This window comes from Janthinobacterium tructae (assembly GCF_006517255.1).
GTDB classification, from domain to species: domain Bacteria; phylum Pseudomonadota; class Gammaproteobacteria; order Burkholderiales; family Burkholderiaceae_D; genus Janthinobacterium; species Janthinobacterium tructae.
Genome location: NZ_CP041185.1, coordinates 4363546 through 4388409 on the forward strand (window position 1 = coordinate 4363546; position 24864 = coordinate 4388409).

Consider the following 24864-nt stretch of genomic DNA (forward strand, 5'->3'; position numbering starts at 1 on the left):
TCCTTTCTTGTGCAGCATATAAATAATTTGTGCTGAGATTAACCGAATTTTGGCAAATGCGTCGGCGCCGGCCCAAAAAACGCCGCGTCGCCAGCGTCCGCCCCGGGCAAGAGGGGCGGCGCTTCGGTCAGGAATGCGCTTGATATTTTAACAAACTGCGGAGCATCTGGCGCGTTGCAGGATCAAGTCCCGCGCACGTGGATGGGTCAGCCCAGGCGGGCGCCGCTGACGCGCTCGATGCCGGCCAGGTCGCGCCAGCTCTGTACTTTGCTGTAGCCGGCGTCGGCCAGCAAGCCGCGCACGGATGCCGCCTGGTCATAGCCGTGCTCCATCAGCAGCCAGGCGCCCGACGCCAGGTGGCGCGCGGCGCCGGAGACGATGGTGCGCAGGGCCGACAGGCCGTCCGCGTGGTCGGTCAGCGCACCGGCCGGCTCGAAGCGCAAATCGCCTTCGGCCAGGTGGCGGTCGCCGCTGGCGATGTAGGGGGGATTCGAGACGATCAGGTCGAATTTTTCCGTGCCCAGCGCTTCGAACCAGTCGCTGGCCATGAAGGTGATGTTGACGCCGTTGGCGCTGGCGTTGCGGCGCGCCACGGCCAGCGCCGTGCTGCTGACGTCCAGGGCCGTGACGACGGCGTCGGGCCGCGTGTACGCCAGCGCGACGGCGATGGCGCCGCTGCCCGTGCCCATGTCGAGCACCCGTCCGCCCGGTGGCAGGCGTTCGAGCGCCAGTTCCACCAGCACTTCCGTGTCGGGGCGGGGAATCAGCACAGCGTCGTTGACTTCGAATGGCAGGCCGAAGAATTCGCGTTGGCCGACGATGTAGGCGATCGGCTCGCCTTGCAGGCGGCGCGCCAGCAAGCCTGACAGGCGTTCGGTTTCATCGGAAGTGAGCACGCGCTCCGATTGCGTGATCAGCGAGACGCGCGACAAGCCCAGCGCGTGGCCCAGCAGGATGCGGTTGTCGAGCGGATCGAGCAGCGGACGGATTTGCAGCGCGCCGACAGTGCTGCCGGCGGGGATCAGTGTTTCTGGCATGGTGCTTTCAATTATTTCTGACGGCGCAGCAAGGTCCACAGCAGGCCGATGGCGAAGATGGCGAACCAGATGAACGCCCATTGCGGGATCGACAGGCCGAAAAACGGCTCGCCGGCGTTTTCGCAGGCGCCATACGATTCAAACATGAACGGCATGACTTGCGCCGTGAAGATCTTGTTCAGCGCCGTTTCCACGGGGTCGATGCCGCACGAGAAGCCGGGGTTGGCCAGTACGTACAAATGCTTGGCGCCCACGCCCATGCCGCCCAAGGCCGCCAATACACCGATGCCGGCGCCGATTTTCGGCCGCTTGGCGGCTGCGCCAGCCAGGCAGGCGATGCCGATGGCGAGGAACAGGTAGCGCTGGATCACGCACAGCGGGCACGGCGCCATGTTCATGGCATGCTGCAAATACATGGCCACGCCCAGCATCAGGAAACACAGGGCGGCGATCAACAGGAGGACGGTGCGTGAATTTTTCATGGGCGACACGGTGAGATGGATGGAATCGAGCTGGTCATTTTCGCACAAGGCCGGATTTTTATTGCTTAGCCGCTACTTAAAGCTGTCGGCTTACGCGCTGCGCGCCAAGCCGCCCTACAAATTGCGGCGTAGGTCTGCGTAGGTCTGCGTAGGTCGGCTTAGCGCAGCGTAAGCCGACACAACGGCGCCAGCGTTTAATCACCTAAAGCAGCCAGCAGTTCCGCCTGGTGCTCAGCCGCCAGCGCATTCGTCAAGTCCGTCAAATCCCCATCCATGATGAAGTCCAGCTTATACAAGGTCAGATTGATGCGGTGGTCCGTCAGGCGGCCCTGCGGGAAGTTATAAGTGCGGATGCGCTCGCTGCGGTCGCCCGAGCCGATCAGGCTCTTGCGCGTGGCCGCTTCCTTCGACTGCTGCTCGCGCAGCTGCACGTCCTTGATGCGCGCGGCCAGCACTTTCATCGCTTGCGCCTTGTTCTTGTGCTGGCTGCGGTCATCCTGGCACTCCACCACGATGCCGGTCGGCAAGTGGGTGATGCGTACGGCCGAATCGGTCTTGTTGATGTGCTGACCGCCCGCACCCGAGGCGCGGTAGGTGTCGATGCGCAGGTCGGCCGGGTTGATGTTGACGTCTTCCACTTCATCGGCTTCCGGCATCACCGCTACCGTGCAGGCGGACGTGTGGATGCGGCCCTGCGTTTCCGTGGCCGGCACGCGCTGCACGCGGTGGCCGCCCGACTCGAATTTCAGCTTGGAATATGCGCCATTGCCGACGATACGCACGATTACTTCGCGGTAGCCGCCCAGGTCGGAGTCGGACGACGACACCAGTTCCACCTGCCAGCGGTTGCGTTCGGCAAAGCGCGAGTACATGCGTAATAGATCACCGGCGAACAGCGCGGATTCATCGCCACCCGTGCCGGCACGAATTTCCAGGAAGATATTGCGCTCGTCGTTGACATCCTTCGGCAGCAGCATGGTTTGCAATTCGCGTTCCAGGCGCGCCATGGTGGCCTTCGCCGCCTCGATCTCTTCCTGCGCGAATTCCTTCATGTCCGGGTCGCCCAGCATCTCTTGCGCCGTGGCGATATCGTTGCCCGCTTCCTGGTAGGAATGGTACAGCGCCACCAGCGGGCCCAGTTCGGCATGCTCGCGCGTCATCTTGCGGTAGCTGTCCATGTTCGACGTGGCGTCCGGGTGCATCAACAGTTCGTCGAGTTCGACCAGGCGGTTCGCCAGTTGATCGAGTTTGCCCAGCATGGATGGTTTCATAGCGATTCGCGGTAAAAGAGTGTAGGGATGGTGCGGGTCCGGCACACCCGGCAGGCGGGCAGGGGTAGCCGCACGCGGGCGGCCAGCGGGGCTGCGCTAACGGCGGGGGCGGAACAGTTTCGGCAGCAGGGTGACCAGCTGCTTGCGCTCGTCGCCTTGCGCCTGGTGCAGCGCCTGCTGCGGGCCGTGCAGGAACTTGGCCGTCAAGCCTTTCGACAGCGCTTCGAGCACGGCGTCGATGTCGGCGCCCTTGGCCAGCATCTTGCGCGCCCGTTCCACTTCCATCAGGCGCAGCGCTTCGCTGTTTTCATGCAAATGCTGGATGACGGGCACCATGGCGCGGTCGTCGACCCAGCTCATGAACGATTGCACGCGCGTCTCGATGATGGTCTCGGCTTGCGCCACGGCCGCCTGGCGGCTTTCCAGACCCGTCTGCACGACCTTGCCCAGGTCGTCGACCGTGTACAGGAAGACGTCGTTCAGGCGGCCCACTTCCGATTCGATGTCGCGCGGCACGGCCAGGTCGACCATGAACATGGGTTTGTGGCGGCGCGCCTTGATGGCGCGCTCGACCAGGCCCAGGCCCAGCAGCGGTAACGATGACGCCGTGCACGAGATGACGATGTCGAACTGGTGCAGCATTTCTGGCAAGTCCGCCAGGCGGATCGCCTTGCCGTTGAAGCGGTGCGCCAGTTCCTCGCCCCGTTCCATGGTGCGGTTGGCAATCGTGATGCTTTTCGGGTTTTGCGCGGCAAAGTGTGTGGCGCACAATTCGATCATTTCGCCGGCGCCGATGAACAGTACGTTCTGTTCGGCGATCTTGTCGAAGATGCGCTGCGACAGGCGCACGGCGGCGGCCGCCATGGACACGCTGTGGGCGCCGATTTCCGTGCTGCTGCGCACTTCCTTGGCGACCGAAAAGCTGCGCTGGAACAACTGGTGCAGATACGTGCCCAGGCCGCCCGCCTCGTCGGCCGTGCGGATGGCATCCTTGATCTGCCCCAGGATCTGCGTTTCGCCCAGCACCATCGAATCGAGCCCGGAGGCGACGCGGAAGGTGTGGCGCACGGCATCGTGCTGCGGCAGCATATATAAGTGGGGGCGCAGCTCGCTGTAATTGAGCTGGTGATAATCGGCCAGGAAATGCGCGCCCGCGTCGAGCGGGTTCGGCACATGGCTGGCCGCATACAGCTCGGTGCGGTTGCAGGTCGAGAGAATGGCCGCTTCGTCGTTGTCGCGCAGGTCGATGCGCTGGAACCAGGTGCGCGCCGCCATCACCGCCGAACCCAGATGCTCAGGCGCAAACGCCAGCTGTTCGCGAAGCGACACTGGAGCGGTGGTATGGTTGAGGCCGACGGCGAGCAGTTGCATTTCAGGGCTGTTGGGAATTCTTATGCCGACATTATAACGCCTTGTGCCCGCTCTTTGAGCAGTTCGCCTGTTTTCGTCCGGATGCGTGGGCGTCACCCGCCCAGTTTTTCCAGGCGATAACCATAACTGTAGACGGGCACGAGGCGGTAGCCGTGTTCCGGTTTCAGCTGCAGCTTGTTGCGCACGCGCGAGACGTGGGTATCCATGGTGCGCGAGGGCAGGGCCGTGTCGCGCTGCCACACGGCTTCGTGGATGTAGGCGCGCGACAGGGGGCGGCCCATGTTGCGGAAAAACAGCAGCGCCAGGGCGAATTCCTTGTGCGTCACGTCCAGCACTTCGCCATCCTTCAGCAGGCGGCCGGGGCGGGTTTCAAACGTGTAATGACCAAATTGCAAATACTCGGCGCCATTCTGCGCCGGGTAGGCCACGCGCAGCAGCGCCTGGGTGCGCAAGGTCAGTTCGCTGCGCCGCAAGGGCTTGATCATGTAGTCGTCGGCACCGGCCGTCATGCCGGCCACCACATCGTCTTCGCCCGAGCTGTTGGTCATAAACAACACAGGCGCCTTCGGCGCCAGTTTTTCCCGGGCACGGCGCAGTACTTCCGCGCCATCCAGATCGCTCACATGCCAGTCGAGGATGAGCATGTCGCAACTGTCCTTGCGCAGTTGCCCCAGCATTTCCTTGCCACTCTGAAACTCGTGGCAAGCGTGGCCGGCGGCGGTGAGCACCTGGCAGATCAGTTCTGCCTGACTATGGTCGCTATCGAGTACGGCAATTCGCATAATGGGCTGGAGTGTGTAGCAACAAACAGACGGTCCGCTCTGCTTATCGTAATGTTAAGGAATGCTCAAGTGAAATATAACAGAGATTGCAACTGTGTCCAGTGAAATCGGTGGTCACATTCTTTACGTTACACTTGTTCATCTACCCCCTACTAGCGGAGAAACGCGCATGGCAGACAAGAGCAGTACCGATTGGACCCTGATACCGGCCAGTCGTGCCGAAATCGAGCAAGTGCGCGAGCGTTGCCGGCGCCTGGTGCAGCGGCGTGCCGTGATGTCGGCGGGCGCCTCGGCCATTCCCATTCCCGGCATCGACCTGATGTCCGATGTCGGCTTGTTTTCCATGCTGATCAACGATATCAACCACGAATTCGGCCTGACGCCCGAACAGATCGAGCGCCTCAACCCGCAGTTCAAGCTGATGGCCTACCGCGCGGCGGTGGGCATGGGTGGCATGCTGGTGGGGAAGCTGGTGTCGCGCGAACTGATCCTCCAGCTGCTCAAGCGCAGTGGTGTCAAGATTGCCACCAAGCAGGTGGCGCGCTTTGTGCCGTTCGCCGGGCAGGCGGTGGCGGCGGTCATCGGCTACGCCGTGTTCCGCCAGATCGGCAACCAGCACGTGAATGCCTGCGCCGCGGTGGCGCAGGAGTTGCTCACGGTCAGGCCGGAGTAAAGACCTTAAGCGTCCGGCAGCACCACGTTGACGTCGAGTACCTCCAGGTTGCCCTGGCGGTCCAGCGAGATCTTGATGTCGTCGGCATTGACCTTGGTGTACTTGGAAATGACGGCGATCAATTCCTTGTGCAGGGCGGGCAGGAAGTCCGGACCACCGCGGCCGCTGCGTTCGCGGGCGATGATGATCTGCAGGCGTTCCTTGGCGGCGGTCGCCGTCTTCGGCTTGGGGGGGAACAGGAAAGAAAGCAAGGCCATATCACTTCGCCCCAAAAATGCGCTGGAGTAATCCAGGCTTTTCATAGTTGGTAAAGCGCAACTCGACCTCTTCGCCGAGGAAACGCGAGACCACGTCTTCATAGGCTTGCGCCACGTCCGTGCCCTTGAAATGGATGGCCGGATTGCCCTGGTTCGAGGCGGCCAGCACTTGTTCCGATTCCGGAATGATGCCCACCAGCGGGATGCGCAGGATTTCCTGCACGTCCTGGTAGGACAGCATTTCATCCGATTCCACGCGTTTCGGCGAGTAACGGGTGATCAGCAAATGTTCCTTGACCGGCTCGCCGCCCGTCTGCGCGCGGCGCGACTTGGCTTGCAGGATGCCCAGGATGCGGTCCGAATCGCGCACCGACGACACTTCCGGGTTGGTGACGATGATGGCTTCGTCGGCAAACGTCAGCGCCATCAGCGCGCCATGCTCGATGCCGGCCGGGGAATCGCAGATGATGAACTCGAAACCCATGTTGATCAGGTCGTTCAACACGCGTTCCACGCCTTCTTCCGACAAGGCATCCTTGTCGCGCGTCTGCGACGCGGGCAGGATGAACAGGTTGTCGCAGTGCTTGTCCTTGATCAGGGCCTGGTTCAGCGTGGCTTCCTTGTTGATCACATTGATCAGGTCGTAGACGACGCGGCGCTCGCAACCCATGATCAGGTCGAGGTTGCGCAGACCCACGTCAAAATCGAGCACGGCTGTCTTGTGGCCGCGCAGGGCCAGGCCAGTGGAAAAACTGGCGCTAGAGGTCGTCTTGCCGACACCGCCCTTGCCGGACGTCACAACAATAATTCTTGCCACAAATAATCCTTTTCAGATATCTCTTGAATTGTGCAGCTTAAGAGCGGTTCACGGGAGTGACCGGATTGACAGAGTGTATATCGATTCTGTCTCCAGCCAAACGAATTTGCGCCGGTCCGCGTGCCATTTCCGCCGGGAAACCATCCTCGAACGTGCGGTAGACGCCGGCGATCGACACCAGTTCAGGCTCCATGGCCAGCGCGAAAATGCGCGCCTGGGCATTGCCCGAGGCGCCGGCCAGCGCGCGGCCATACAGCGAGGAATACACATGGATGCTGCCGTCGGCGATGATTTCGGCGCCATTGTTCACCACGGCTGTGATGATCAGGTCGCAGCCGCGCGCATAAATGCGCTGGCCCGCCCGCACGGGCGTGTCGATCACCATCACTTGCGCTTCGGCGCCCGCCTGGGCGGCCGCCGTGGGCGTATCCTTGGGCGGCGCATCGTCGCGCGTCTTGCCGCTATCGAGGCTCAAGCCTTGCGCCAGAATGGCGTCCTGCATCTCGGCTGGCGCATTGCGCACGGCCACGGCATTCAAGCGGTACTTTTTCAGCAGGGCCACCAGTGAAGCCCAATCGACGGGCATGCCGCCAGGCGGCAAGTCGGCCACGTCCAGCACGGCCAGGTCATCTTCGAAAAAGTCCGCCACGCCTCCCGTCATGTCGCGCAAGGCGGCATCGAGTGCCTGCGTATCGGCGCTATGCACAATGGCGGAAACGGCGACGACGGTGGAAATCTTGATTTCGATAGGCTTCTGCGACGGGCTTTTGGACATAAACATTTATCAAAGTGAAACTGCGGCAGGCCAGATGTTCCGTACGGCAACAATGGAAGCAGTAAATTTCTTGCATTCTACTGCAAAAAAATCAGCATCAGGGGCCTGGCGCGTGCTATTCCGCAGTGCAACACCTACTTCATGTCAAAAAAAATGGGCGGCGCCCCGGAAAACCGCTGCGCCGCCCTGAAAGCAGCCCTGCATGCGGCCTGGGTCGGCTTATGTCATGCAGCCGCGCGCATCTGCTGAGCCGCCGCGACCATATTTTTTAAAGCCGCTTCCGTTTCCGCCCAGCCCCGCGTCTTCAGGCCGCAGTCCGGGTTCACCCATAAATTGGCTGGCGGAATGACGGCGCTGGCTTTTTGCAGCAAGCGCACCATGTCGAGAGTCGAGGGGACGCGCGGCGAGTGGATGTCGTACACGCCGGGGCCGATTTCGTTCTGATACCGGAACTGGCCCAAGTCCGTCAGTAATTCCATGTCCGAGCGGCTCGTCTCTAAGGTGATGACGTCGGCATCCATGGCGGCGATCTGCGGCAGGATGTTGTTGAACTCGGCATAGCACATGTGCGTGTGGATCTGCGTCGCGTCGCTGACGACGGACGCGGCGATGCGGAAGGCGCGCGTGGCCCAGTCCAGGTAGGCGTCCCACTGGCCGCGGCGCAGCGGCAAGCCTTCGCGGATGGCCGGTTCGTCGATCTGGATGATGCCGATGCCGGCCGTTTCCAGGTCTTGTACCTCGTCGCGGATGGCCAGGGCCAGCTGCAGCGCCGTGCTGGCGCGCGGCTGGTCGTCGCGCACGAACGACCATTGCAAGAGCGTGACGGGGCCCGTCAGCATGCCCTTCATGGGTTTATGCGTCAGGCTTTGCGCGTGCACCGTCCAGGCCACCGTCATGGCGGCCGGGCGCTGCACATCGCCGTAGAGGACGGGCGGTTTCACACAGCGCGAGCCGTACGATTGCACCCAGCCCAGGCGCGTGAAGGCGAACCCGTCCAGTTGCTCGCCGAAGTATTCGACCATGTCGTTGCGTTCCGCTTCGCCATGCACCAGCACGTCCAGGCCCAGCGCTTCCTGCCGCGCCACGGCGTGGGCGATTTCGGCGCGCATCTGCTGTTCATACTCGACGCTGGCCAGTTCGCCCCGTTGACGGCTGGCGCGGGCGGCGCGGATGGCCGCCGTCTGCGGGAAGGAGCCGATGGTCGTCGTCGGGAAGTCGGGCAGCTGGAAACGCGCGCGCTGCACGGCCTGGCGCAGCGGGAAGCTGGAATCGCGGCGGTCGACGGTGGGCGTGAGCGCTTGCAGGCGCTGCGTGACCGAGGCACGCTGGACGCGGGGGCTGGCGCGCCGCCCGGCGATGGCCAGGCGGGAACTGGCCAATGCGGCCAGCGTGGCGGCGTCGGACTGGCCTTCGAGCGCGCCCTTGAGAACGGCGATTTCCGACAGTTTTTCCGTGGCAAACGCCAGCCAGCTCTTGATTTCCCCGTCGAGCTCCGTTTCCGCTTCCAGGCTGAACGGCACGTGCAGCAGCGAGCACGACGGCGCCAGCCATAGCTGGCCGTTGCGCCTCGCTGCCAGCGGCTGCAGCACGGCCAGGGCCGCGTCGAGGTCGGTGCGCCAGATATTGCGCCCGTCGACGATGCCGATCGACAAGACTTTATGCTCGGGCAACCAGTCCGTCACGCTGATCAATTCATGCGGCGCGCGGATGCCGTCCACGTGCAGGCCGGCCACGGGCAGGCGGCAGGTCAGGCTGAGGTTTTCTTCCAGCGGCGAGAAATATGTGGCCAGCAAGATATTCACGCCCACCTGGTTCAGCTGCCAGTAGGTGCTCTCAACAGCGCTGCGCCAGGCGTTGGGCAAGTCCAGGCCCAAAATCGGTTCATCGAGCTGCACCCACGTCACGCCTTGCTGTTTCAGGCGGTCGAGCAGGGCGCCGTACACGGGCAGCAATTGTTCCAGCAGGGCCAGACGCTCGAAGCCCGGCGTCTTTTCCTTGCCCAGCCAGAGGAAGGTGAGGGGGCCGATCAGGGCCGCCTTGACCTGGTGGCCCAGTGCCTGCGCCTCGGCCACTTCCGCCAGCAGGCGCTCGCCAGCCAGCGAAAACTGCGTCTGCGGCGACAATTCGGGCACCAGGTAGTGGTAATTGGTGTCAAACCACTTGCTCATTTCCAGCGCGGCAGTGCCTGCGGCGTGTGCATGGCCGCAGTCCGCGTGTTGCGCCTGCGTTGCTTCACCGCGCGCCATCGTGAAATAGCGCGCCAGTGGCGATTGCTCCGGCGTAAAGTTGAAACGCGCCGGTTCGCAGCCCAGCAGCTGGATATGGCTGGCCACCTGGTCATACAAGGCGAAGTCGCCCACGGTGACGTAATCGAGCCCGGCATCGCGTTGCAAGGCCCAGTGGCGCGCACGCAATTGCTGGCCCGTCGCTTCCAGGGCCGCCTCGGACACCTCGCCACGCCAGTGGCGTTCCAGTGCCAGTTTCAGTTCACGCGCGGCGCCGATACGGGGAAAGCCAAGGATGTGGGTACGAATGGTCATGATGTCATCGAGATTTAATGTGAGTGCGCTAGAGTGTGCGGCAACTTGGTCTATAATCAAAACGAAACATTTTGCCGAATAACATGAAAATAATTCACGCACATCCCCCCATTTCCCGATGCTAGAAATTCGCCACCTGCGCACCCTGAGTGCCTTGCGTTCGTCCGGCAGCCTGGTGCGCGCCGCGCAGCTGCTCAATTTGACCCAGTCGGCGCTGTCGCACCAGATCCGCTTGCTCGAAGAGCGCTACAAGGCGCCCCTGTTCGAGCGCAAGTCGATGCCGATCGCGTTTACGGCCACGGGCAGCCGGCTGCTGGAGCTGGCCGACAAGCTGCTGCCCGAGATCGAGCTGGCCGAGCGCGACGTGGCGCGCCTGTCGCAAGGCGACAAGGGGCAGCTGCGCGTGGCGCTCGAATGCCATACCTGCTTCGACTGGCTGATGCCGGTGATGGATGCGTTCCGCCAGCGCTGGCCGGAAGTGGAGATCGACCTGGTATCGGGCTTTCACAGCGAACCGGCGGACTTGCTGCGCTCGGGCGAGGCCGATCTCGTGATCGGCTCGCCATATGGCCCCGATTTCACCGTGTTTCCCCTGTTCCGCTTTGAAATGCTGGTGGTGATGGCGCAGAAGCACCGGCTGCAGGCGCAGCGCCGGCTGGTGGCGGCTGACTTTACGGGCGAGACCCTGATCACCTATCCCGTGCCGGAAGAGCGCATCGACCTGATCCGCGAAGTGCTGCGGCCTGCCGGCATCGAGTTTGAGCGCCGCACGGCGGAACTGACGGTGGCCGTGCTGCAACTGGTGGCGAGCCGGCGCGGTATCGCCGCCTTGCCGAACTGGGCCATCAAGAATTATGTCGATTACGATTATGTGGTGGCGCGCCCGGTGGGCGAGCACGGCCTGTGGAGCGACTTGTACGTGTCCGTGCCGCAGCAGTTACAGGACAAGGCGTATGTGCGCGATTTCGTCAGCGTGATACGCGAGCAGTGTGCGGCCTCGCTCGACGGTATCAAGTTGTTGTCCTGATTAGTGTTGTATTGGAAACAAACCAACAGGAAAGCTTGATAAATATCAAGGTTTAGCAATGAACCACCGCTTACAGTTGAGCACTGTGCGGCGCAACATGGCGCTGCCTACTCTTTGGGGAGGAACACGATGTTTTCATTTTCCGAGCAATGGGCACTCGCCGGCAAGGCCGTGGTGGAAGCACAATGGATCAGCGCGCAAGCGTATGCCCAGGCCGCCGTCGACAGCGGCGCCAGCGTGCTGGATTTGCAGCTCGACGCGGCCCGCGCGGCGCTGGCGGCCGCTACGGTGGCGGGCAATCAGCTGCTGTCCGTGAAGGATACGCAAGCGCTGCTGGAACTGTCGCGCACGCAGTCGCAACTGGCCATTGAACGCATCGGTGCATATGGCCGCCAGGCAAAGGATATTGCTCAAGAAACCCAGGAGAAATTCGACACTGTGACAAAGGGTGAGTTTGCTGCATCGCGTCAAAAATTTGGCGAGCTGTTGCAGGTGGTAAAGCAAACGCCCGTGCCCCTGATTATTCCCTTCAATAATTTTCTAAAAACCACTTTCAGCGGCGCCGATGAAGGGTATGATAAAAATAAAAACACGCGTCCCGCTCGTCAAGCGTAGGCGCGTTGCGGCCCGGCAGCGGCTATCCGCCGCGCCAGGCCGCCCGCCGCCACCGCAGGGCAGGCCGCCATCGCTGCCGCCTGCGGTGTGGCGCTGGAACTGTGGCGTATGCCACGCTAGAATGAAACACAGCTTGCTGTGTCTTCCCGGATTCATTGGATTGTATTCGCACCTTCACTTTGGCCCTCGTGGCCTGCATATCGGAGAAATAAATGGATGATGTCGTAATCGTGGCCGCCGGCCGTACCGCAGTCGGCAAATTCGGTGGCAGTCTGGCCAAGATTCCTGCGTCCGAACTGGGCGCGCATGTAATCAAGGGCTTGCTGGCACAAACCGGCATTGACCCGAACCTGATCGGCGAAGCGATCCTGGGCCAGGTGCTGACGGCTGCCGTCGGCCAGAACGCCGCGCGCCAGGCTGTCATCAAGGCTGGCCTGCCCAGCTCCATCCCGGCATTCACCATCAACAAGGTATGCGGCAGCGGCCTGAAGGCCACGCACCTGGCGGCGCAAGCGATCAAATGCGGCGATGCCAACATCATCATCGCCGGCGGCCAGGAAAACATGAGCGCCTCGCCACACGCGATGAACGGCTCGCGCGACGGTTTCCGCATGGGCGACTTCAAGATGGTCGACACCATGATCGTCGACGGCCTGTGGGACGTGTACAACCAGTACCACATGGGCATCACGGCGGAAAATGTCGCCAAGAAATACGAAGTGACGCGCGCCGAGCAGGATGAGTTCGCGCTGCAGTCGCAACTGAAGGCGGAAGCGGCGCAAAAAGCGGGCAAGTTCAAGGATGAAATCCTGCCGCTGGAAATCGCCAACAAAAAAGGCACCGTGGTCTTCGACAGCGACGAATACATCAAGCCGGGCTCGACCCTGGAATCGCTGACCGGCCTGCGCCCTGCGTTCGCCAAGGACGGTACCGTCACCGCCGGCAATGCTTCCGGCCTGAACGATGGCGCCGCCGGCGTCATCATGATGTCCGCTGCGCAAGCGAAAGAACTGGGCTTGAAGCCGCTGGCACGCATCAAGGCCTACGCCTCGTCGGGCCTGGACCCGGCCGTCATGGGCATGGGCCCTGTCTCCGCTTCGCGTCTGTGCCTGAAAAAAGCCGGCTGGACGCATGAAGAGCTGGACTTGATGGAAATCAATGAAGCGTTTGCCGCGCAAGCGATTGCCGTCAACAAGGAAATGGGCTGGGATACCAGCAAGATCAACGTGAACGGCGGCGCGATTGCCATCGGCCATCCGATCGGCGCGTCCGGCGCGCGCATCCTGGTAACCCTGATCCACGAAATGATACGCCGCGACGCCAAGAAAGGCCTGGCCGCATTGTGCATCGGCGGCGGCATGGGTGTCGCTCTAGCGATCGAACGCGACTAAGTAGCTGGCACCGCCCCCAAGCTACTGCGCGGCGCGCTTTGCGGCCTGCGATGCTCACCGTGTTGAAACACGGTTGCGCTTCTTAGCCACAAATCATCGCCGCTCGCTACGCTTGGGTACGGTGCGGTTTGCCGCCGTGATGCAACGGTTGTGGACTGCCTTACCTAATTAATTAACTTTTTAGCAACAGAACGACACTGAGGGGATGAAAAATGGCAAGAGTTGCATTGGTAACCGGCGGCATGGGTGGTCTGGGCGAAGCGGTGTGTTTCAAACTGGCGGCGCTCGGTTATCGCGTGGTCACGACCTATTCTCCAGGCAATCAGAAGGTCGCGGACTGGCTGGCGACGACCAAGGACATGGGCTATGACTTCAAGGCGTATCCGTGCGACGTGGCCGACTATGATTCGGCCGCCGCCTGCGTGGCTGCCGTGGAAAAGGACATCGGTCCTGTCGACGTGCTGGTGAATAACGCCGGCATCACGCGCGACATGACGTTCAAGAAGATGGACAAGCCGAACTGGGATGCCGTGATGGGCACCAACCTCGACTCGGTTTTCAACATGACCAAGCCTGTCTGCGACGGCATGGTGGAACGCGGCTGGGGCCGCATCATCAATATCTCGTCCGTGAACGGCCAGAAGGGTGCCTTCGGCCAGACCAACTATTCGGCCGCGAAAGCCGGCATGCACGGTTTCACCAAGTCGCTGGCGCTGGAAGTGGCGCGCAAGAACGTCACCGTCAACACCATTTCGCCAGGCTACATCGGCACCAAGATGGTCATGGCAATTCCACAGGAAGTGCTCGACAGCAAAATCATCCCGCAAATTCCGATGGCGCGCCTGGGCAAGCCGGAAGAAGTGGCCGGTCTGGTGGCCTACCTGGCTTCTGATGAAGCCGCGTTCGTCACGGGCGCCAACATCTCGATCAACGGCGGCCAGCACATGTCGTAATCGTTGTTGAGGTAAAACCGAGAGACAGCTGCGGCTGTCTTTTTTTATGCTTGCGAGCAAAACAAGGGGAGTGCGGGATTTGCCTTAGAATCAGCATTTCTTCATCGCATCATTCTCCATGACCCTTGTTCCTGCCTTGCGCCGCGCGAGTGTGGCCGTCACCCTTTTCCTGGGCGCCAGCGCGGCCCAGGCCAGCGTCGCGTTCCACGTCACGGTGACTACCGAGCGCGTCAACAAGCCCGGCGTGAAAACCAGCCTGCCCGCGCGCGATACGCAGGACAGCGATGTCGTGCTGGGCGAACATTTCATCAGCGTGCGCGACGGCCATACCTTGTCCGTGCTCGATTTTGCCACGCGCCGCCGCTACATGATCGATACGGCGGCGTCCACCTACGACACGTATTCGCTGTTCGACGTGGCGGGTTCTCGCGCCGCCGAGCTGCACCACCGGCAGGGGATCGCCGGCATGTTGAAGGTGAGCGGCCTTGAACAGCACGCAACGCCGCCCGTGTATGAGGAACAAGCTTTGTCGGTGCTGGACAACAAGCGGCGAGGACCCTTGCTGCCACAAGTGCTCGACGGCGCCGTACTGTGGTCGCTCGATGAGCAACCCCTGCTGCGCCTGGATATTGCCGGCAGCCCCGTCAGCGGCGACGATGCCGCGGCGTTTGCCCAGTATGTGCGTTACACCTGGGGCGGCCACCCGCTGGTATTGAAAATGCTGGCCGACGGCAAGCGCATTCCAGCCGCATTCACCTTGCATCACCAGCAGATTGCTGGCAAAGTCGCGCGCCATTTCCGTATCAGTGCCATGACGGCGGGCGCGCCCGCCACGTATTCCCTGGCCGCCTACCGGCCCCGCCCGCTGGCGGCCGATGCGCCGGCGCTCGAACGCGTGCTGGCGCAGGCGGCGCGGTTGCCGCCGCTGGGACCGCAGGCCCACCCTGCGCTGCGGGCCGAAGCAGAGCGCCTGTTTGCGGCAGAAAAGCCCTTCGAGGCTTTTTTGAGCATGCTGGAAGATCATTTTTCCACGGGGGCGCTGGTCGACAAACTATCGCCGCAGCAGCAACTGGCGATGCAGGCGTGCCAGCCCATCCATGACTTGACGCGGGCACTGCTGGCCAAGGAAAAGGAAGGCATTCAGGCCGCGCTGGCCACCGTGCAGGGCTTGCGCCAGCAGCACGGCCTGGAGCAGCCGGTACTGGCTTTGTTTGAGGGAAATCTGCGCGCCAAGCTGGGGCAACGGCAGGCAGCGATGGCCTTGTATCTGCAAGTACTGCAGGCCAAGCCGCACATGGCGGCCGCGTACCAGGACCTGGGCGACGCGCTATACGCGCAATTCGATGCGCCGAACGCCTGGCGCAGCTGGGATGCGGGCCGGGCCATGGCGCCATCGCTACGGCAATTTCGCAAGGTCAACGATTTGGAGCGCAGCCTGTTGCACGACTACCCCGCCTTTTTTGCCGGCGGGGCGACGCTTGCGCCTGACGTTCAGCCCAGCACCAGCCGCCCGGCCAGCAGCACGAAGACGGTGGGCAGCACGAACTTGCCGTAAGGCGAAGGTTTACCGCGCAGGCGGCGCGCCAGGCGCGCGGCCAGCACGGCGTACAGGGCATCGAACAGCAAGCCCACCAGCACCAGGACCGTGCCCAGGCGCAGGTATTGCATGCCAACGTGCTCGCTGCCGGTGACGAATTGCGGCAGGAACATGCTGCAAAACAGCAGTGCCTTCGGATTGAGCAGATTCGTCAGGAAGCCGCGCACCAGGCTGGCGCGGGCGCCGTGCGCCGTGGCGGGGGCGGCTTCTTCCTGTGCCGTGCTTGTCGACAGGGCCGACTGCAGCAGGCGCAGTGCCAGGTACAGCAGATACGCGGCGCCCGCCCATTTGACCCACTGCAAGGCTTGCGGATGCGTGACCATCAATGCCGCCAGGCCCGCGCCCGACAGCGCCACGTGCACGGCGCGCGCGCCGGCGATGCCCAGCGCCGTCACCAGCGCCGTGGCCACGCCGCGCGCGGCGCCCGTCGCCAGCACCAGCGCCATGTCGGGGCCGGGTAATAAAAAGGCGCCGGTCAGTGCCAGCAGGTACATCAGGAAGGTAGAATCGGACATGGCGCAGCTCGGTTACAGGCAAAAAGTAAGGGCGGGAGCAACGGCAGTTTGCCGCATGCTCGCCGGGTCCCATTATGTTCTTGTCGCGATGAAATGTGCTTGCTTTTCCTGCCCTGCATGCCCTAGTATTCGGGTAGATTCCACTCCTATAAAAACAAAAAATAGATGAAAATTTCAGAAGTTAGCCTCGACGCCACCGATTTACAGATACTCAGGCTGTTGCAGGATGAAGGAAGGCTGTCCAACGCGCGCCTGGCCGAGCGCTTGAAGCTCAGTGAAACCCCCGTCTGGCGCCGCCTGCGCCGCCTGGAAGAGGAAGGCTTTATTACCGGCTACCAGGCTTTGCTCAACCGCAAGAAACTGGGCATCGGCCTGGTGGCATTTGTACGGGTCGTGTTTGCCAACCATGGCGGCGAGCAGCCGTCGCAGTTCGAGCAAGCGATCGCGACGATTCCCGAGATATTGTCGTGCCACAATGTGGCGGGCGAAGCCGATTATTTCCTGCAAGTGGTGGCGCGCGACCTGGAAGCGTATGGCGAATTTGTTTCGACGGTGTTGCGCCGCCTGCCCGGCGTGGCGGAAATCCAGTCCAGCCTGTCGATGCGCGAAATCAAGTCGTCGAACCGCCTGCCCTTGCTGCTGGCCTGAGGCGCCGGGGGCACACTATAATTGGGACAGTTGCCAGGAATCGTGCCTGGCGCCTGAAGCCATTCTAAGGACCGCCATGCCAGACTCCCTGTCGCCCCTGTTTCCCGCCCTGACGCCGAACCGGCACGGCATGCTGGCGGTCGATGACATCCATACCATTTACTGGGAAGAGTGCGGCAATCCCGACGGTATTCCCGTGCTGTTCCTGCATGGCGGCCCGGGCGCGGGTCTGTCGCCGCAGCACCGCCGTTTCTTCGATCCGCAGCGCTACCGCGTGATCCTGTTCGACCAGCGCGGCGCCGGCAAGTCCACGCCGCTGGGTGAATGGCGCAACAACACGACGCAGCTGCTGATCGACGATATCGAAGTGCTGCGCGCCCAGTTCGGCATCGATCAATGGCTGGTGTTTGGCGGCTCCTGGGGCTCGACCCTGGCGCTGGCGTATGGCCAGGCGCATCCGGCGGCTTGCCTCGGCTTCGTGCTGCGCGGCATCTTTTTGTGCACGCAGGCGGAAATCGACTGGTTCATCGAAGGCGTACGCTGGTTCTATCCGGAACTATACGCAGAATTTGCCGCGCCGATTCCGCCAGAGGAGCGCGGTGACTTGCTGGCAGCCTACGTGCAACGCATCCTCAGCAGCGACCCCGCCGTGTACTGGCCTGCCGCGCGCGCCTGGAGCCGCTTCGAGGGCCGCCGCGTGTACCTGATGCCACAGCCGGAAGATGCGCCGAACGATGCGCTGGACCTGGGCGTGGGCAGGCTCGAATCGCATTACATGGCCAATCTCGGTTTCTTCGAGGAAGACCAGCTGATCCGCAACATGGGGCGCATCGCGCACTTGCCGGCCGTCATCGTGCAGGGACGCTACGACGCCATCTGCCCGCCGCTGTCGGCCTACCGCCTGCAGCAGGCCTGGCCCGGCGCGCAGCTGGAGATGATACCGGACGCCGGTCATGGCGCGCTCGAGCATGGCATCGCTTCGGCGCTGGTGCGTGCCACCGAGCGCTTCGTCCCGGGGCGCGGCTTTGCATGACATTTCAACACGCCGGTTGGCAAAGCGGCCAGCCGGCGTGCGCCACCTGCTACACTAGCGCCTGTGCCGCCGCCTTCCGCGGGCGGCAGTGCGACCTTACCTTTTTTTACCCATGAACATACAGATCGGCGACATCGGCCATATCATCCAGCTGGCGATTGCGCCGGTTTTCCTGCTGACCGGCATCGGCACCATGCTGGTCGTGCTGACCAACCGCCTGGGCCGCATCATCGATCGCACGCGCGTGCTGGAAGACCGGCTCGACATCGGTTACAACGATTTCTATATGGATGAGTTAGATACGCTTTATACGCGTACCCATCTGATCAATTATTCGATCTCGCTGAGCACGGCCTGCGGTTTCTTTGTCTGCATCATCATCGCCATGCTGTTTCTGGGCGATATCATGAACCTGACGCTGGATAAGTACATCGCCGTGTTCTTCGTGCTGGCCGTGATCTGCCTGATCGGTTGCTTCACCTATCTGCTGCGCGAGATTTACCTGGCCGCCACCGCCCAGCGCATCCGGCGCCATATCCGCCCGCCCCGTTAAGCGGCGCGCCGGTTTACCCTACTATTGAAGAACGAGTCAAGCATGCACGATTACAAACGTCCCCCCACCCTGCACCGCTACGGCCAGCGCAGCGAACTCGAGCTGGCGCTGAGCCTGGGCCAGTTCCGCCTGATGCCGGCGGGCAATTGCCTGACCCTCAGCTTTTCGCAAGTGTGGGACAAGCACCTGTTCGACCTGTTCGCCCCGGCTGACGCCTGTTTGATCATCCATAACACGGAAGAATTCGGCGAACGCCTGCACCGCGCCGTGCAGCGCACCTTGCCCAGCTGGGCCGGCATCGACGGCGTCGTCGAATACGGCCAGCGCGCGGCCCTGGGCGCCGCTTTCACCAAGACGCGCGCCGAAGCGCCGGAGCAGGAATGGCTGTTCGCCTGGCGCTCGATGCAGCCGCAGGCCAGCCTGAACCCCGTCACGGTCAAACTGGGCAGTCTGGAAAACTTCGCGGAAATCCGCGACCGCGACACGTATCTGGCTTGATTTAGCCTGCCTTTTCCGCGTGCTGGCTGTCGATGCGGGCCAGCACGGCCGCCATCATGCGCTCGATATCGCCGCGTATCATGGTCGTGCCCAGCATGCCGGGCACATAGAAGCCCGGCATCAGCCGGCTGGAAAAGACGATGCGCGTGCCGCCCGTCTCGGGGATGGGGTACAAATTCCAGCGCGATTCGTAATGCCGCATGTCGCCGGAGATCAGGGCGATGTCGATGGAGGTCAACGGCGTCTCCGTGGCCCGCACCACCAGGTGGATGGCGTGGTTCATGAACAGGAAGCGCGCCATGCCCTGCTGCTCGATGATGACTTCATTGCCGTTGCGCGACAGTACGCGGCAGGAGCTGAGGTCGGGCACGAATTCATGCATGCGCTCGTACGTCGTCAAGGTTTTCCACACGGACGCCGGCGGCGCCTGCACGCTGCCGCTGGCATCGACTTCATACATGCGCTGCCCGTCGACCTCGATGCGCTTGACCTCGACCTTCAGCTTGTCCAGGCGTATCGCCTGTGCCAGCGCGGTCGCGGGGACGGCGCACAGCATCAGCAGGCAGAGGAAGAGTCGCTTCATGCCACCTAGCCTACGGGAAACTAGCGCCCGGCACAAGCTGTACCCGTCGCCGGCGGGCGCGTCCGGCGATTTAGAACTCCTGGTCTAGAGAAAGTCGCTGCGCTGGCCAGCAATGCTTGTTACCGTACGGCCTGCATACCACCATCTATCGGACCGACCATGACTGCCTATCCCCATCTGCTGGCCCCGCTCGACCTGGGTTTTACCTCTTTGCGCAACCGCGTCATCATGGGATCCATGCATACGGGCCTGGAAGACCGCTTCTATCATTATGGCAAGCTGGCCGCGTTTTACCGCGAACGGGCGCGCGGTGGCGTGGGGCTGATCGTCACTGGCGGCATCTCGCCGAACCGCCAGGGCTGGCTGCTGCCGTTCGGCGGTACCTTGAATTTCCTCGGCGACGTGCCGAATCACCGCAAGGTGACGCGCGCCGTGCACGAGGAGGGCGGCAAGATCGTCATGCAGATCCTGCATGCGGGCCGCTATGGCTATCAGCCGTTCGTCGTCTCGGCATCGGCCAAAAAATCGCCGATCTCGCCGTTCCGCCCGCGTCCCTTGAGCGAGCGGGGCATCGAGCGCACCATCTGCGACTACGTGCGCTGCGCGCGCCTGGCGCAAAAGGCCGGCTATGACGGCATCGAAGTGATGGGCAGCGAAGGCTATTTATTGAACCAGTTCCTCTGCGCGCGCACGAATCTGCGCCAGGACCGCTGGGGCGGCACGATCGAGAACCGCATGCGCCTGCCCGTGGAGATCGTGCGCCGCATCCGCGCCGCCGTCGGCCCCAACTTCATCATCATGTACCGCCATTCCCTGCTCGACCTGGTCGAGGGTGGCAACACCTGGGACGATGTGGTGACGGTGGCCAAGGCGCTGGAGCAGGCTGGCGTGACCATTCTCAATACGGGCTTCGGCTGGCATGAGGCAAGGGTGCCCACCATCGTCACCTCAGTGCCGCGCGCCGCCTTTGCCAGCGTGGCGGGCCGCTTGCGCCGCGAAGTCACCATTCCCGTGGTGGCCTCGAACCGCATCAACATGCCGCACGAAGCGAACGCCATCCTGGAGCGCGGTGACTGCGACCTGGTGTCGATGGCACGCCCTTTCCTGGCCGACCCTGACTTTGTCGCCAAGGCCGCTTCAGGCCGCGCCGACGAAATCAATACCTGCATCGGCTGCAACCAGGCCTGTCTCGACCACACCTTTGCCAACAAGCGCGCCAGCTGCCTGGTCAACCCGCGCGCCTGCCATGAAACGGAACTCGTGTACGCGAAAAAGGCCGTGCCGCGCCGGGTGGCCGTCGTCGGCGCCGGGCCGGCCGGCCTGTCGGCTGCCTGCGTGGCCGCCGAATGCGGGCACACAGTGACCCTGTTCGACAGCAGCGACAGCGTGGGCGGCCAGTTCAAGGTGGCCATGCAGATACCGGGCAAGGAAGAATTTACGGAAACCATCCGCTACTTTGCCCGCCGGCTGGCGCTGCTGGAAGTCAAGCTGCGCCTGGGGCAGCGCGTGACGCGCGAGCAATTGCTGGCCGGCGGCTATGACGACGTCATCGTCGCCACCGGCATCAAGGTGCGCCTGCCGGCCATTCCCGGCATCGAGCACCCGAAAGTGCTGTCATATCTGGACGTGCTGCAAGCCAAGAAACCCGTCGGCGCACGCGTGGCCATCATCGGCGCGGGCGGCATCGGCTTCGACGTGGGAGAGTATTTGCTGCACGACCCGGCGCACCCGCTGCCGCAATCCGTGGCGACGTGGGCGGGCGAGTGGGGGGTGGACTTGAATGCAGCGAGCGGCGGCGGCCTGGTGCCGCCCGTGGCGCCTGCGCCCGTGCGGCAGATTTTCCTGTTGCAGCGCAAGACGTCGAAAGTGGGCGCGGGCCTGGGCAAGACCTCGGGCTGGGTACACCGCGCGGCGCTGGCGAGAAACGGCGTGGCGATGCTGGCCGGCGTGAGCTATGACAAGATCGACGCGCAGGGCTTGCACATCACCGTGGGCGGCGAGCAGCGCCTGCTGGCGGTGGACAACGTGGTCATCTGCGCAGGCCAGGACAGCTTGACGGAACTCATGCCGCCCGTCGACAAGGAGGGCAAGCCCTTACAGGCGGGCGGCCCGCGCTTCCATAAAATCGGCGGCGCCGCGCTGGCGGCGGAACTCGATGCCAAGCGGGCCATACGGGAAGGGGCGGAGCTGGCCGCCAGCCTGTAAAAAGAAAGCCTGCCGGCTGGGAAGCGGGCAGGCTTGGCTTGCAGGACGGAAAGGGTGCTGGCTTAATGCCCGCCATGCCCCTTGCTGGCCGTCTCAAAACTCTGCAGCACGTGCTCGGCCATGCCATTCGCCAGTTCGTGCTCGCCAATGAAGACCTTGCCCGCGTTTTCCGCGCGCAGCAATTCCGCCTCTTCCTCGCTGTGCGTGCGCACCACCGTCAGGATGGCGGGGTTCAGCGCGCGCGCCGTCTCGATCATGGCGCGCACGTGGAAGGTGTCGGGCGTGGCGATGACGAGCATGGTGGCGTGCGTGATGTGCGCCTGGATTAATACCGCCGGTTCGCCCGCATTGCCGGCCACTGCCGGAATGCCCTGCTTGCGCAGCTGGTCGACGATTTCGCGGTTTTCCTCGGCCACGACAAAATGAATGCCACGCTCCATCAGGGCGGCGGCGATGCGCCGGCCCACGCGGCCATAGCCGACCAGCACGATCTGTCCCGACAGCTTTTCCTGCGGCACCGTCATCGGCAGCTCGGCCAGCGGGTCGGTGGTGCGTTCGAACTTGCGCGCAAAATCGCTGTTGCCGATCACGCGCAGCAGCGGCTTGGCCATGCTGAACACCAGCGGATTGAGGGCGATCGACAGGATGGCGCCGGCCAGGATCAGGCTTTGCCCTTCCTGCGGCATCAGGCCCAGGGAGAGGCCCAGGGCCGCCAGGATGAACGAGAATTCACCGATCTGCGCCAGGCTGGCCGAGACGATGATGGCGGTTTTTGGCGGATAGCGCAGGGCCATCACCAGCAAAAAGGCGGCGATCGACTTGCCGAAGATAATGATGGCGCACACGGCCAGCACCTGCAGCGGCTTGTCGATGAGGATATTCGGCTCGAACAGCATGCCGACGGAAACGAAGAACAGCACGGCAAACGCGTCGCGCAGGGGCAGCGACTCTTCCGCGGCGCGATGACTGAGTTCGGATTCGCGCAGCACCATGCCGGCGAAGAAGGCGCCCAGCGCGAACGACACGCCGAACAGTTTGGTGGAGGCGTAGGCGATGCCGACGGCGGCGGCGATCACGCACAGGGTAAACAGTTCGCGCGAACCGGTGCGCGCCACTTGCCACAAAATCCACGGGAACAGCTTGCGGCCCACCACCAGCATGAAGACGATGAAACCGGCTACTTGCCCCAGCGTCACGGCCAGGGTTTGCCACAGGCTGGTGGCCTCGGCATCCGGCGCGACCTTGCCACCGAGCACACCGGCGAACGCCGGCAGCAGCACCAGCACCAGCACGGTGACGAGGTCTTCCACCACCAGCCAGCCGACGGCGATGCGGCCATTGAGCGAGTCGAGGATGCCCCGTTCTTCCAGCGCGCGCAGCAGCACCACGGTACTGGCCACGGACAGGGCCAGGCCAAAGACCAGTCCGCCACCGAGGGTCCAGCCCCACCAGTGGGCCAGGCCCATGCCCATCGCCGTGGCGACGCCGATCTGCAGGACGGCGCCAGGTAGCGCAATCTTGCGCACGTCCCACAAATCGTCGATGGAAAAGTGCAGGCCGACACCAAACATCATCAGCATCACCCCGATCTCCGCCAATTGCCCGGCTATTTCCGCATTCGCCACAAAACCGGGCGTAGCCGGTCCGATGATGATGCCGGCAGCCAGATAGCCGACCAATGCCGGCAGTTTCAGACGCGCGGCGATGAAGCCGAAGATGAGGCCGAACCCGAGGGCGGCGGCGATGGTGGTGATCAGACTGATGTCATGGGGCATGCGTGGTGGGTTCCTTATGGCGACGTGCGGATGGAAAAAGAGGGTGTTCAGCGATTGAGTATAAACGCAACAAAGCTGCGGCTGGAATTTTCCTGCCGCTTTTTTTACAAAAAATTTGCGCTAAATCTTCGTCCAGATGGCCACGAACGCATGCTATCCACTGCGATCTGCGTCCAATTGAGGCAATCAGGCGCAGATCGCTCCCAACGCTTACACCTTGCGCACGACCACGCAGCCGATGGAATAGCCGGCGCCGAACGAGCAGATGACGCCCGTGGCGCCCGCCGCCATGTCATCCTGATAGGTATGGAAGGCGATGATGGAACCGGCCGACGAGGTGTTGGCGTAGGTATCGAGGATCACGGGCGCTTCGTTGGCTTCGGCGTCGCGGCCCAGGATCAGGCGCGCGATCAGCAGGTTCATGTTCAGGTTGGCCTGGTGCAGCCAGTAGCGGGAGACTTGCGCCACTTCCACGCCGGCCTTGGCCAGGGTCGCCTTGATCATCTCGGCCGCCATCGGGCACACTTCCTTGAAGACCTTGCGGCCTTGCTGGCGGAACAATTTGTCGGCCTTGCCTACGCCGGACTCGTCAAAACGGTTGAGGAAGCCGAAATTGTTGCGGATGGCGTTAGAGAAGCGTGTTTTGAGTTCCGTGCCGATGATCTCGAACTGGTGCGTAGAGACGGCCGTGTCCTTGGCTTCGACGATGATGGCGGTGCAGGCGTCGCCGAAAATGAAATGGCTGTCGCGGTCGCGCCAGTTCAGGTGGCCGCTGGTGATTTCGGGATTCAACACCAGTACGGCGCGTGCCTGGCCGCTTTGCACGGCGGCGACCGCTTGCTGGATGCCGAAGGTGGCGGACGAACACGCCACGTTCATGTCAAAACCATACCCGTCGATGCCCAGCGCATCCTGCACTTCCACCGCCATGGCGGGATAGGCGCGCTGCATATTGCTGCACGCCACCAGCACCATGTCGATGTCGGCCGGCGTGCGGCCGGCGCGCGCCAAGGCGTCACGCGCGGCGGCGACCGCCATTTCCGCCTGCAAGGACAGTTCGTCATCGCCCCGTTCCGGGATGCGCGAGACCATGCGCGCCGGATCGAGGATGCCTTCCTTTTCCATCACGAAGCGCGACTTGATGCCGGACGCCTTTTCGATGAAGGCCACGCTCGACAGCTCCAGCGCCGTCACCGTGCCTGCGGCGATCGCGTCGGCGTTGTCGGCATTGAACTTTTCCGCGTAAGCATTGAAGCAGATGACCAGCTCTTCGTTGGAGATCGAAAATGGCGGCGTGTACAGTCCGGTACCGCTGATGACGACTTGTTTCATGGTTAAACTTTCAAATTTGGCAATCGGCGCGCTGCCGATAAGTGAAGCAAATTTTACACAAACGGGCTCGACTGTAGAGAGTTTCGTGTTGCGCGACAGGGGGAAGTGTGGCGGAAGATTGATTTTTGTCGCGT

At 62.8% G+C, this 24864-nt stretch carries 24 protein-coding genes; 11 read left to right on the forward strand and 13 right to left on the reverse strand.

All coding sequences use genetic code 11. The features are described from left to right. Window positions 1–206: 206 nt before the first annotated feature. The 5 genes from prmC to FJQ89_RS19135 form a co-directional block, all read right to left on the reverse strand. Window positions 207–1037, reverse strand: coding sequence for a peptide chain release factor N(5)-glutamine methyltransferase (gene prmC, locus FJQ89_RS19115; RefSeq protein ID WP_141171321.1), 831 nt, complete (start codon window positions 1035–1037; stop codon window positions 207–209). 11 nt (window positions 1038–1048) lie between these two features. Continuing rightward, window positions 1049–1519, reverse strand: coding sequence for a disulfide bond formation protein B (locus FJQ89_RS19120; RefSeq protein WP_141171322.1), 471 nt, complete (start codon window positions 1517–1519; stop codon window positions 1049–1051). A gap of 194 nt (window positions 1520–1713) precedes the next feature. Further along, the gene (gene prfA, locus FJQ89_RS19125; protein ID WP_141171323.1) at window positions 1714–2790 is read right to left on the reverse strand and encodes a peptide chain release factor 1; all 1077 of its coding nucleotides are present in this window, start codon (window positions 2788–2790) and stop codon (window positions 1714–1716) included. A 96-nt stretch (window positions 2791–2886) separates the two neighbouring features. Further along, window positions 2887–4161 carry a glutamyl-tRNA reductase gene (hemA, locus tag FJQ89_RS19130; RefSeq protein WP_116742911.1) on the reverse strand — a complete coding sequence of 425 codons (1275 nt, stop codon included), beginning with the start codon at window positions 4159–4161 and terminating at the stop codon, window positions 2887–2889. Window positions 4162–4253: 92 nt separating this feature from the next. Next, window positions 4254–4943: a response regulator transcription factor gene (locus FJQ89_RS19135; RefSeq protein WP_071079937.1), complete on the reverse strand. Its 690-nt coding sequence runs from the start codon at window positions 4941–4943 to the stop codon at window positions 4254–4256. 169 nt (window positions 4944–5112) lie between these two features. Here FJQ89_RS19135 and FJQ89_RS19140 point away from each other — a divergent pair, with 169 nt between their 5' ends. After that, entirely contained in the window at window positions 5113–5616 is a 504-nt protein-coding gene (locus tag FJQ89_RS19140) for a hypothetical protein (protein WP_141171324.1), read from the forward strand. A 5-nt stretch (window positions 5617–5621) separates the two neighbouring features. On the opposite strand, the gene minE is transcribed toward FJQ89_RS19140, so the two are convergent. From minE to metE, 4 genes are all read right to left on the reverse strand, one after another. Beyond that, on the reverse strand, window positions 5622–5873 hold the full coding sequence (minE, locus tag FJQ89_RS19145) for a cell division topological specificity factor MinE (protein ID WP_071079935.1): 252 nt from the start codon (window positions 5871–5873) through the stop codon (window positions 5622–5624). Between the two features lies 1 nt (window position 5874). Further along, the gene (gene minD, locus FJQ89_RS19150; protein ID WP_071079934.1) at window positions 5875–6690 is read right to left on the reverse strand and encodes a septum site-determining protein MinD; all 816 of its coding nucleotides are present in this window, start codon (window positions 6688–6690) and stop codon (window positions 5875–5877) included. A 37-nt stretch (window positions 6691–6727) separates the two neighbouring features. After that, complete coding sequence (minC, locus tag FJQ89_RS19155; protein ID WP_099761089.1) at window positions 6728–7465, reverse strand: septum site-determining protein MinC; 738 nt, start codon at window positions 7463–7465, stop codon at window positions 6728–6730. A 224-nt stretch (window positions 7466–7689) separates the two neighbouring features. Beyond that, window positions 7690–10005: a 5-methyltetrahydropteroyltriglutamate--homocysteine S-methyltransferase gene (gene metE / locus FJQ89_RS19160; protein WP_141171325.1), complete on the reverse strand. Its 2316-nt coding sequence runs from the start codon at window positions 10003–10005 to the stop codon at window positions 7690–7692. Between the two features lie 118 nt (window positions 10006–10123). Here metE and FJQ89_RS19165 point away from each other — a divergent pair, with 118 nt between their 5' ends. The 5 genes from FJQ89_RS19165 (at window position 10124) to FJQ89_RS19185 (ending at window position 15546) form a co-directional block, all read left to right on the forward strand. After that, window positions 10124–11032, forward strand: a complete 909-nt coding sequence (locus FJQ89_RS19165) for a LysR family transcriptional regulator (RefSeq protein ID WP_116742914.1) — start codon at window positions 10124–10126, stop codon at window positions 11030–11032. Window positions 11033–11161: 129 nt separating this feature from the next. Next, the gene (locus FJQ89_RS19170; protein ID WP_141171326.1) at window positions 11162–11647 is read left to right on the forward strand and encodes a phasin family protein; all 486 of its coding nucleotides are present in this window, start codon (window positions 11162–11164) and stop codon (window positions 11645–11647) included. A 212-nt stretch (window positions 11648–11859) separates the two neighbouring features. Beyond that, the gene (locus FJQ89_RS19175) at window positions 11860–13038 is read left to right on the forward strand and encodes an acetyl-CoA C-acetyltransferase (protein ID WP_141171327.1); all 1179 of its coding nucleotides are present in this window, start codon (window positions 11860–11862) and stop codon (window positions 13036–13038) included. A gap of 212 nt (window positions 13039–13250) precedes the next feature. Next, complete coding sequence (phbB, locus tag FJQ89_RS19180; protein ID WP_096233088.1) at window positions 13251–13991, forward strand: acetoacetyl-CoA reductase; 741 nt, start codon at window positions 13251–13253, stop codon at window positions 13989–13991. A 118-nt stretch (window positions 13992–14109) separates the two neighbouring features. Continuing rightward, window positions 14110–15546 (forward strand): tetratricopeptide repeat protein, encoded by a 1437-nt coding sequence (locus tag FJQ89_RS19185; protein WP_141171328.1) that lies wholly within the window; start codon window positions 14110–14112, stop codon window positions 15544–15546. Here the strand turns inward: FJQ89_RS19185 and FJQ89_RS19190 are convergent. Beyond that, a complete protein-coding gene (locus FJQ89_RS19190; protein WP_243136129.1) occupies window positions 15483–16103 on the reverse strand; it encodes a LysE family translocator in 621 nt (206 codons plus the stop codon). The genes FJQ89_RS19185 and FJQ89_RS19190 overlap by 64 nt on opposite strands. A gap of 165 nt (window positions 16104–16268) precedes the next feature. On the opposite strand from FJQ89_RS19190, the gene FJQ89_RS19195 reads away from it, so the two are divergent. From FJQ89_RS19195 to FJQ89_RS19210, 4 genes are all read left to right on the forward strand, one after another. Next, window positions 16269–16751: an Lrp/AsnC family transcriptional regulator gene (locus FJQ89_RS19195; protein ID WP_034752896.1), complete on the forward strand. Its 483-nt coding sequence runs from the start codon at window positions 16269–16271 to the stop codon at window positions 16749–16751. 76 nt (window positions 16752–16827) lie between these two features. Next, window positions 16828–17784: a prolyl aminopeptidase gene (gene pip, locus FJQ89_RS19200; protein ID WP_141171329.1), complete on the forward strand. Its 957-nt coding sequence runs from the start codon at window positions 16828–16830 to the stop codon at window positions 17782–17784. A 112-nt stretch (window positions 17785–17896) separates the two neighbouring features. Next, the gene (locus FJQ89_RS19205) at window positions 17897–18337 is read left to right on the forward strand and encodes a DUF2721 domain-containing protein (RefSeq protein WP_071079926.1); all 441 of its coding nucleotides are present in this window, start codon (window positions 17897–17899) and stop codon (window positions 18335–18337) included. A gap of 42 nt (window positions 18338–18379) precedes the next feature. After that, window positions 18380–18835 carry a hypothetical protein gene (locus FJQ89_RS19210; protein ID WP_071079925.1) on the forward strand — a complete coding sequence of 152 codons (456 nt, stop codon included), beginning with the start codon at window positions 18380–18382 and terminating at the stop codon, window positions 18833–18835. Between the two features lies 1 nt (window position 18836). Here the strand turns inward: FJQ89_RS19210 and FJQ89_RS19215 are convergent, their stop codons facing one another. Beyond that, window positions 18837–19418, reverse strand: a complete 582-nt coding sequence (locus tag FJQ89_RS19215; protein ID WP_243136131.1) for an SRPBCC family protein — start codon at window positions 19416–19418, stop codon at window positions 18837–18839. 159 nt (window positions 19419–19577) lie between these two features. Here FJQ89_RS19215 and FJQ89_RS19220 point away from each other — a divergent pair, with 159 nt between their 5' ends. Further along, entirely contained in the window at window positions 19578–21623 is a 2046-nt protein-coding gene (locus FJQ89_RS19220) for an NADPH-dependent 2,4-dienoyl-CoA reductase (protein WP_141171330.1), read from the forward strand. Between the two features lie 62 nt (window positions 21624–21685). Here FJQ89_RS19220 and FJQ89_RS19225 read toward each other — a convergent pair whose 3' ends face one another. Both FJQ89_RS19225 and FJQ89_RS19230 read right to left on the reverse strand, forming a co-directional pair. After that, entirely contained in the window at window positions 21686–23398 is a 1713-nt protein-coding gene (locus FJQ89_RS19225; RefSeq protein ID WP_141171331.1) for a cation:proton antiporter domain-containing protein, read from the reverse strand. 210 nt (window positions 23399–23608) lie between these two features. Then, complete coding sequence (locus FJQ89_RS19230; protein WP_141171332.1) at window positions 23609–24730, reverse strand: beta-ketoacyl-ACP synthase III; 1122 nt, start codon at window positions 24728–24730, stop codon at window positions 23609–23611. Window positions 24731–24864: the final 134 nt, after the last annotated feature.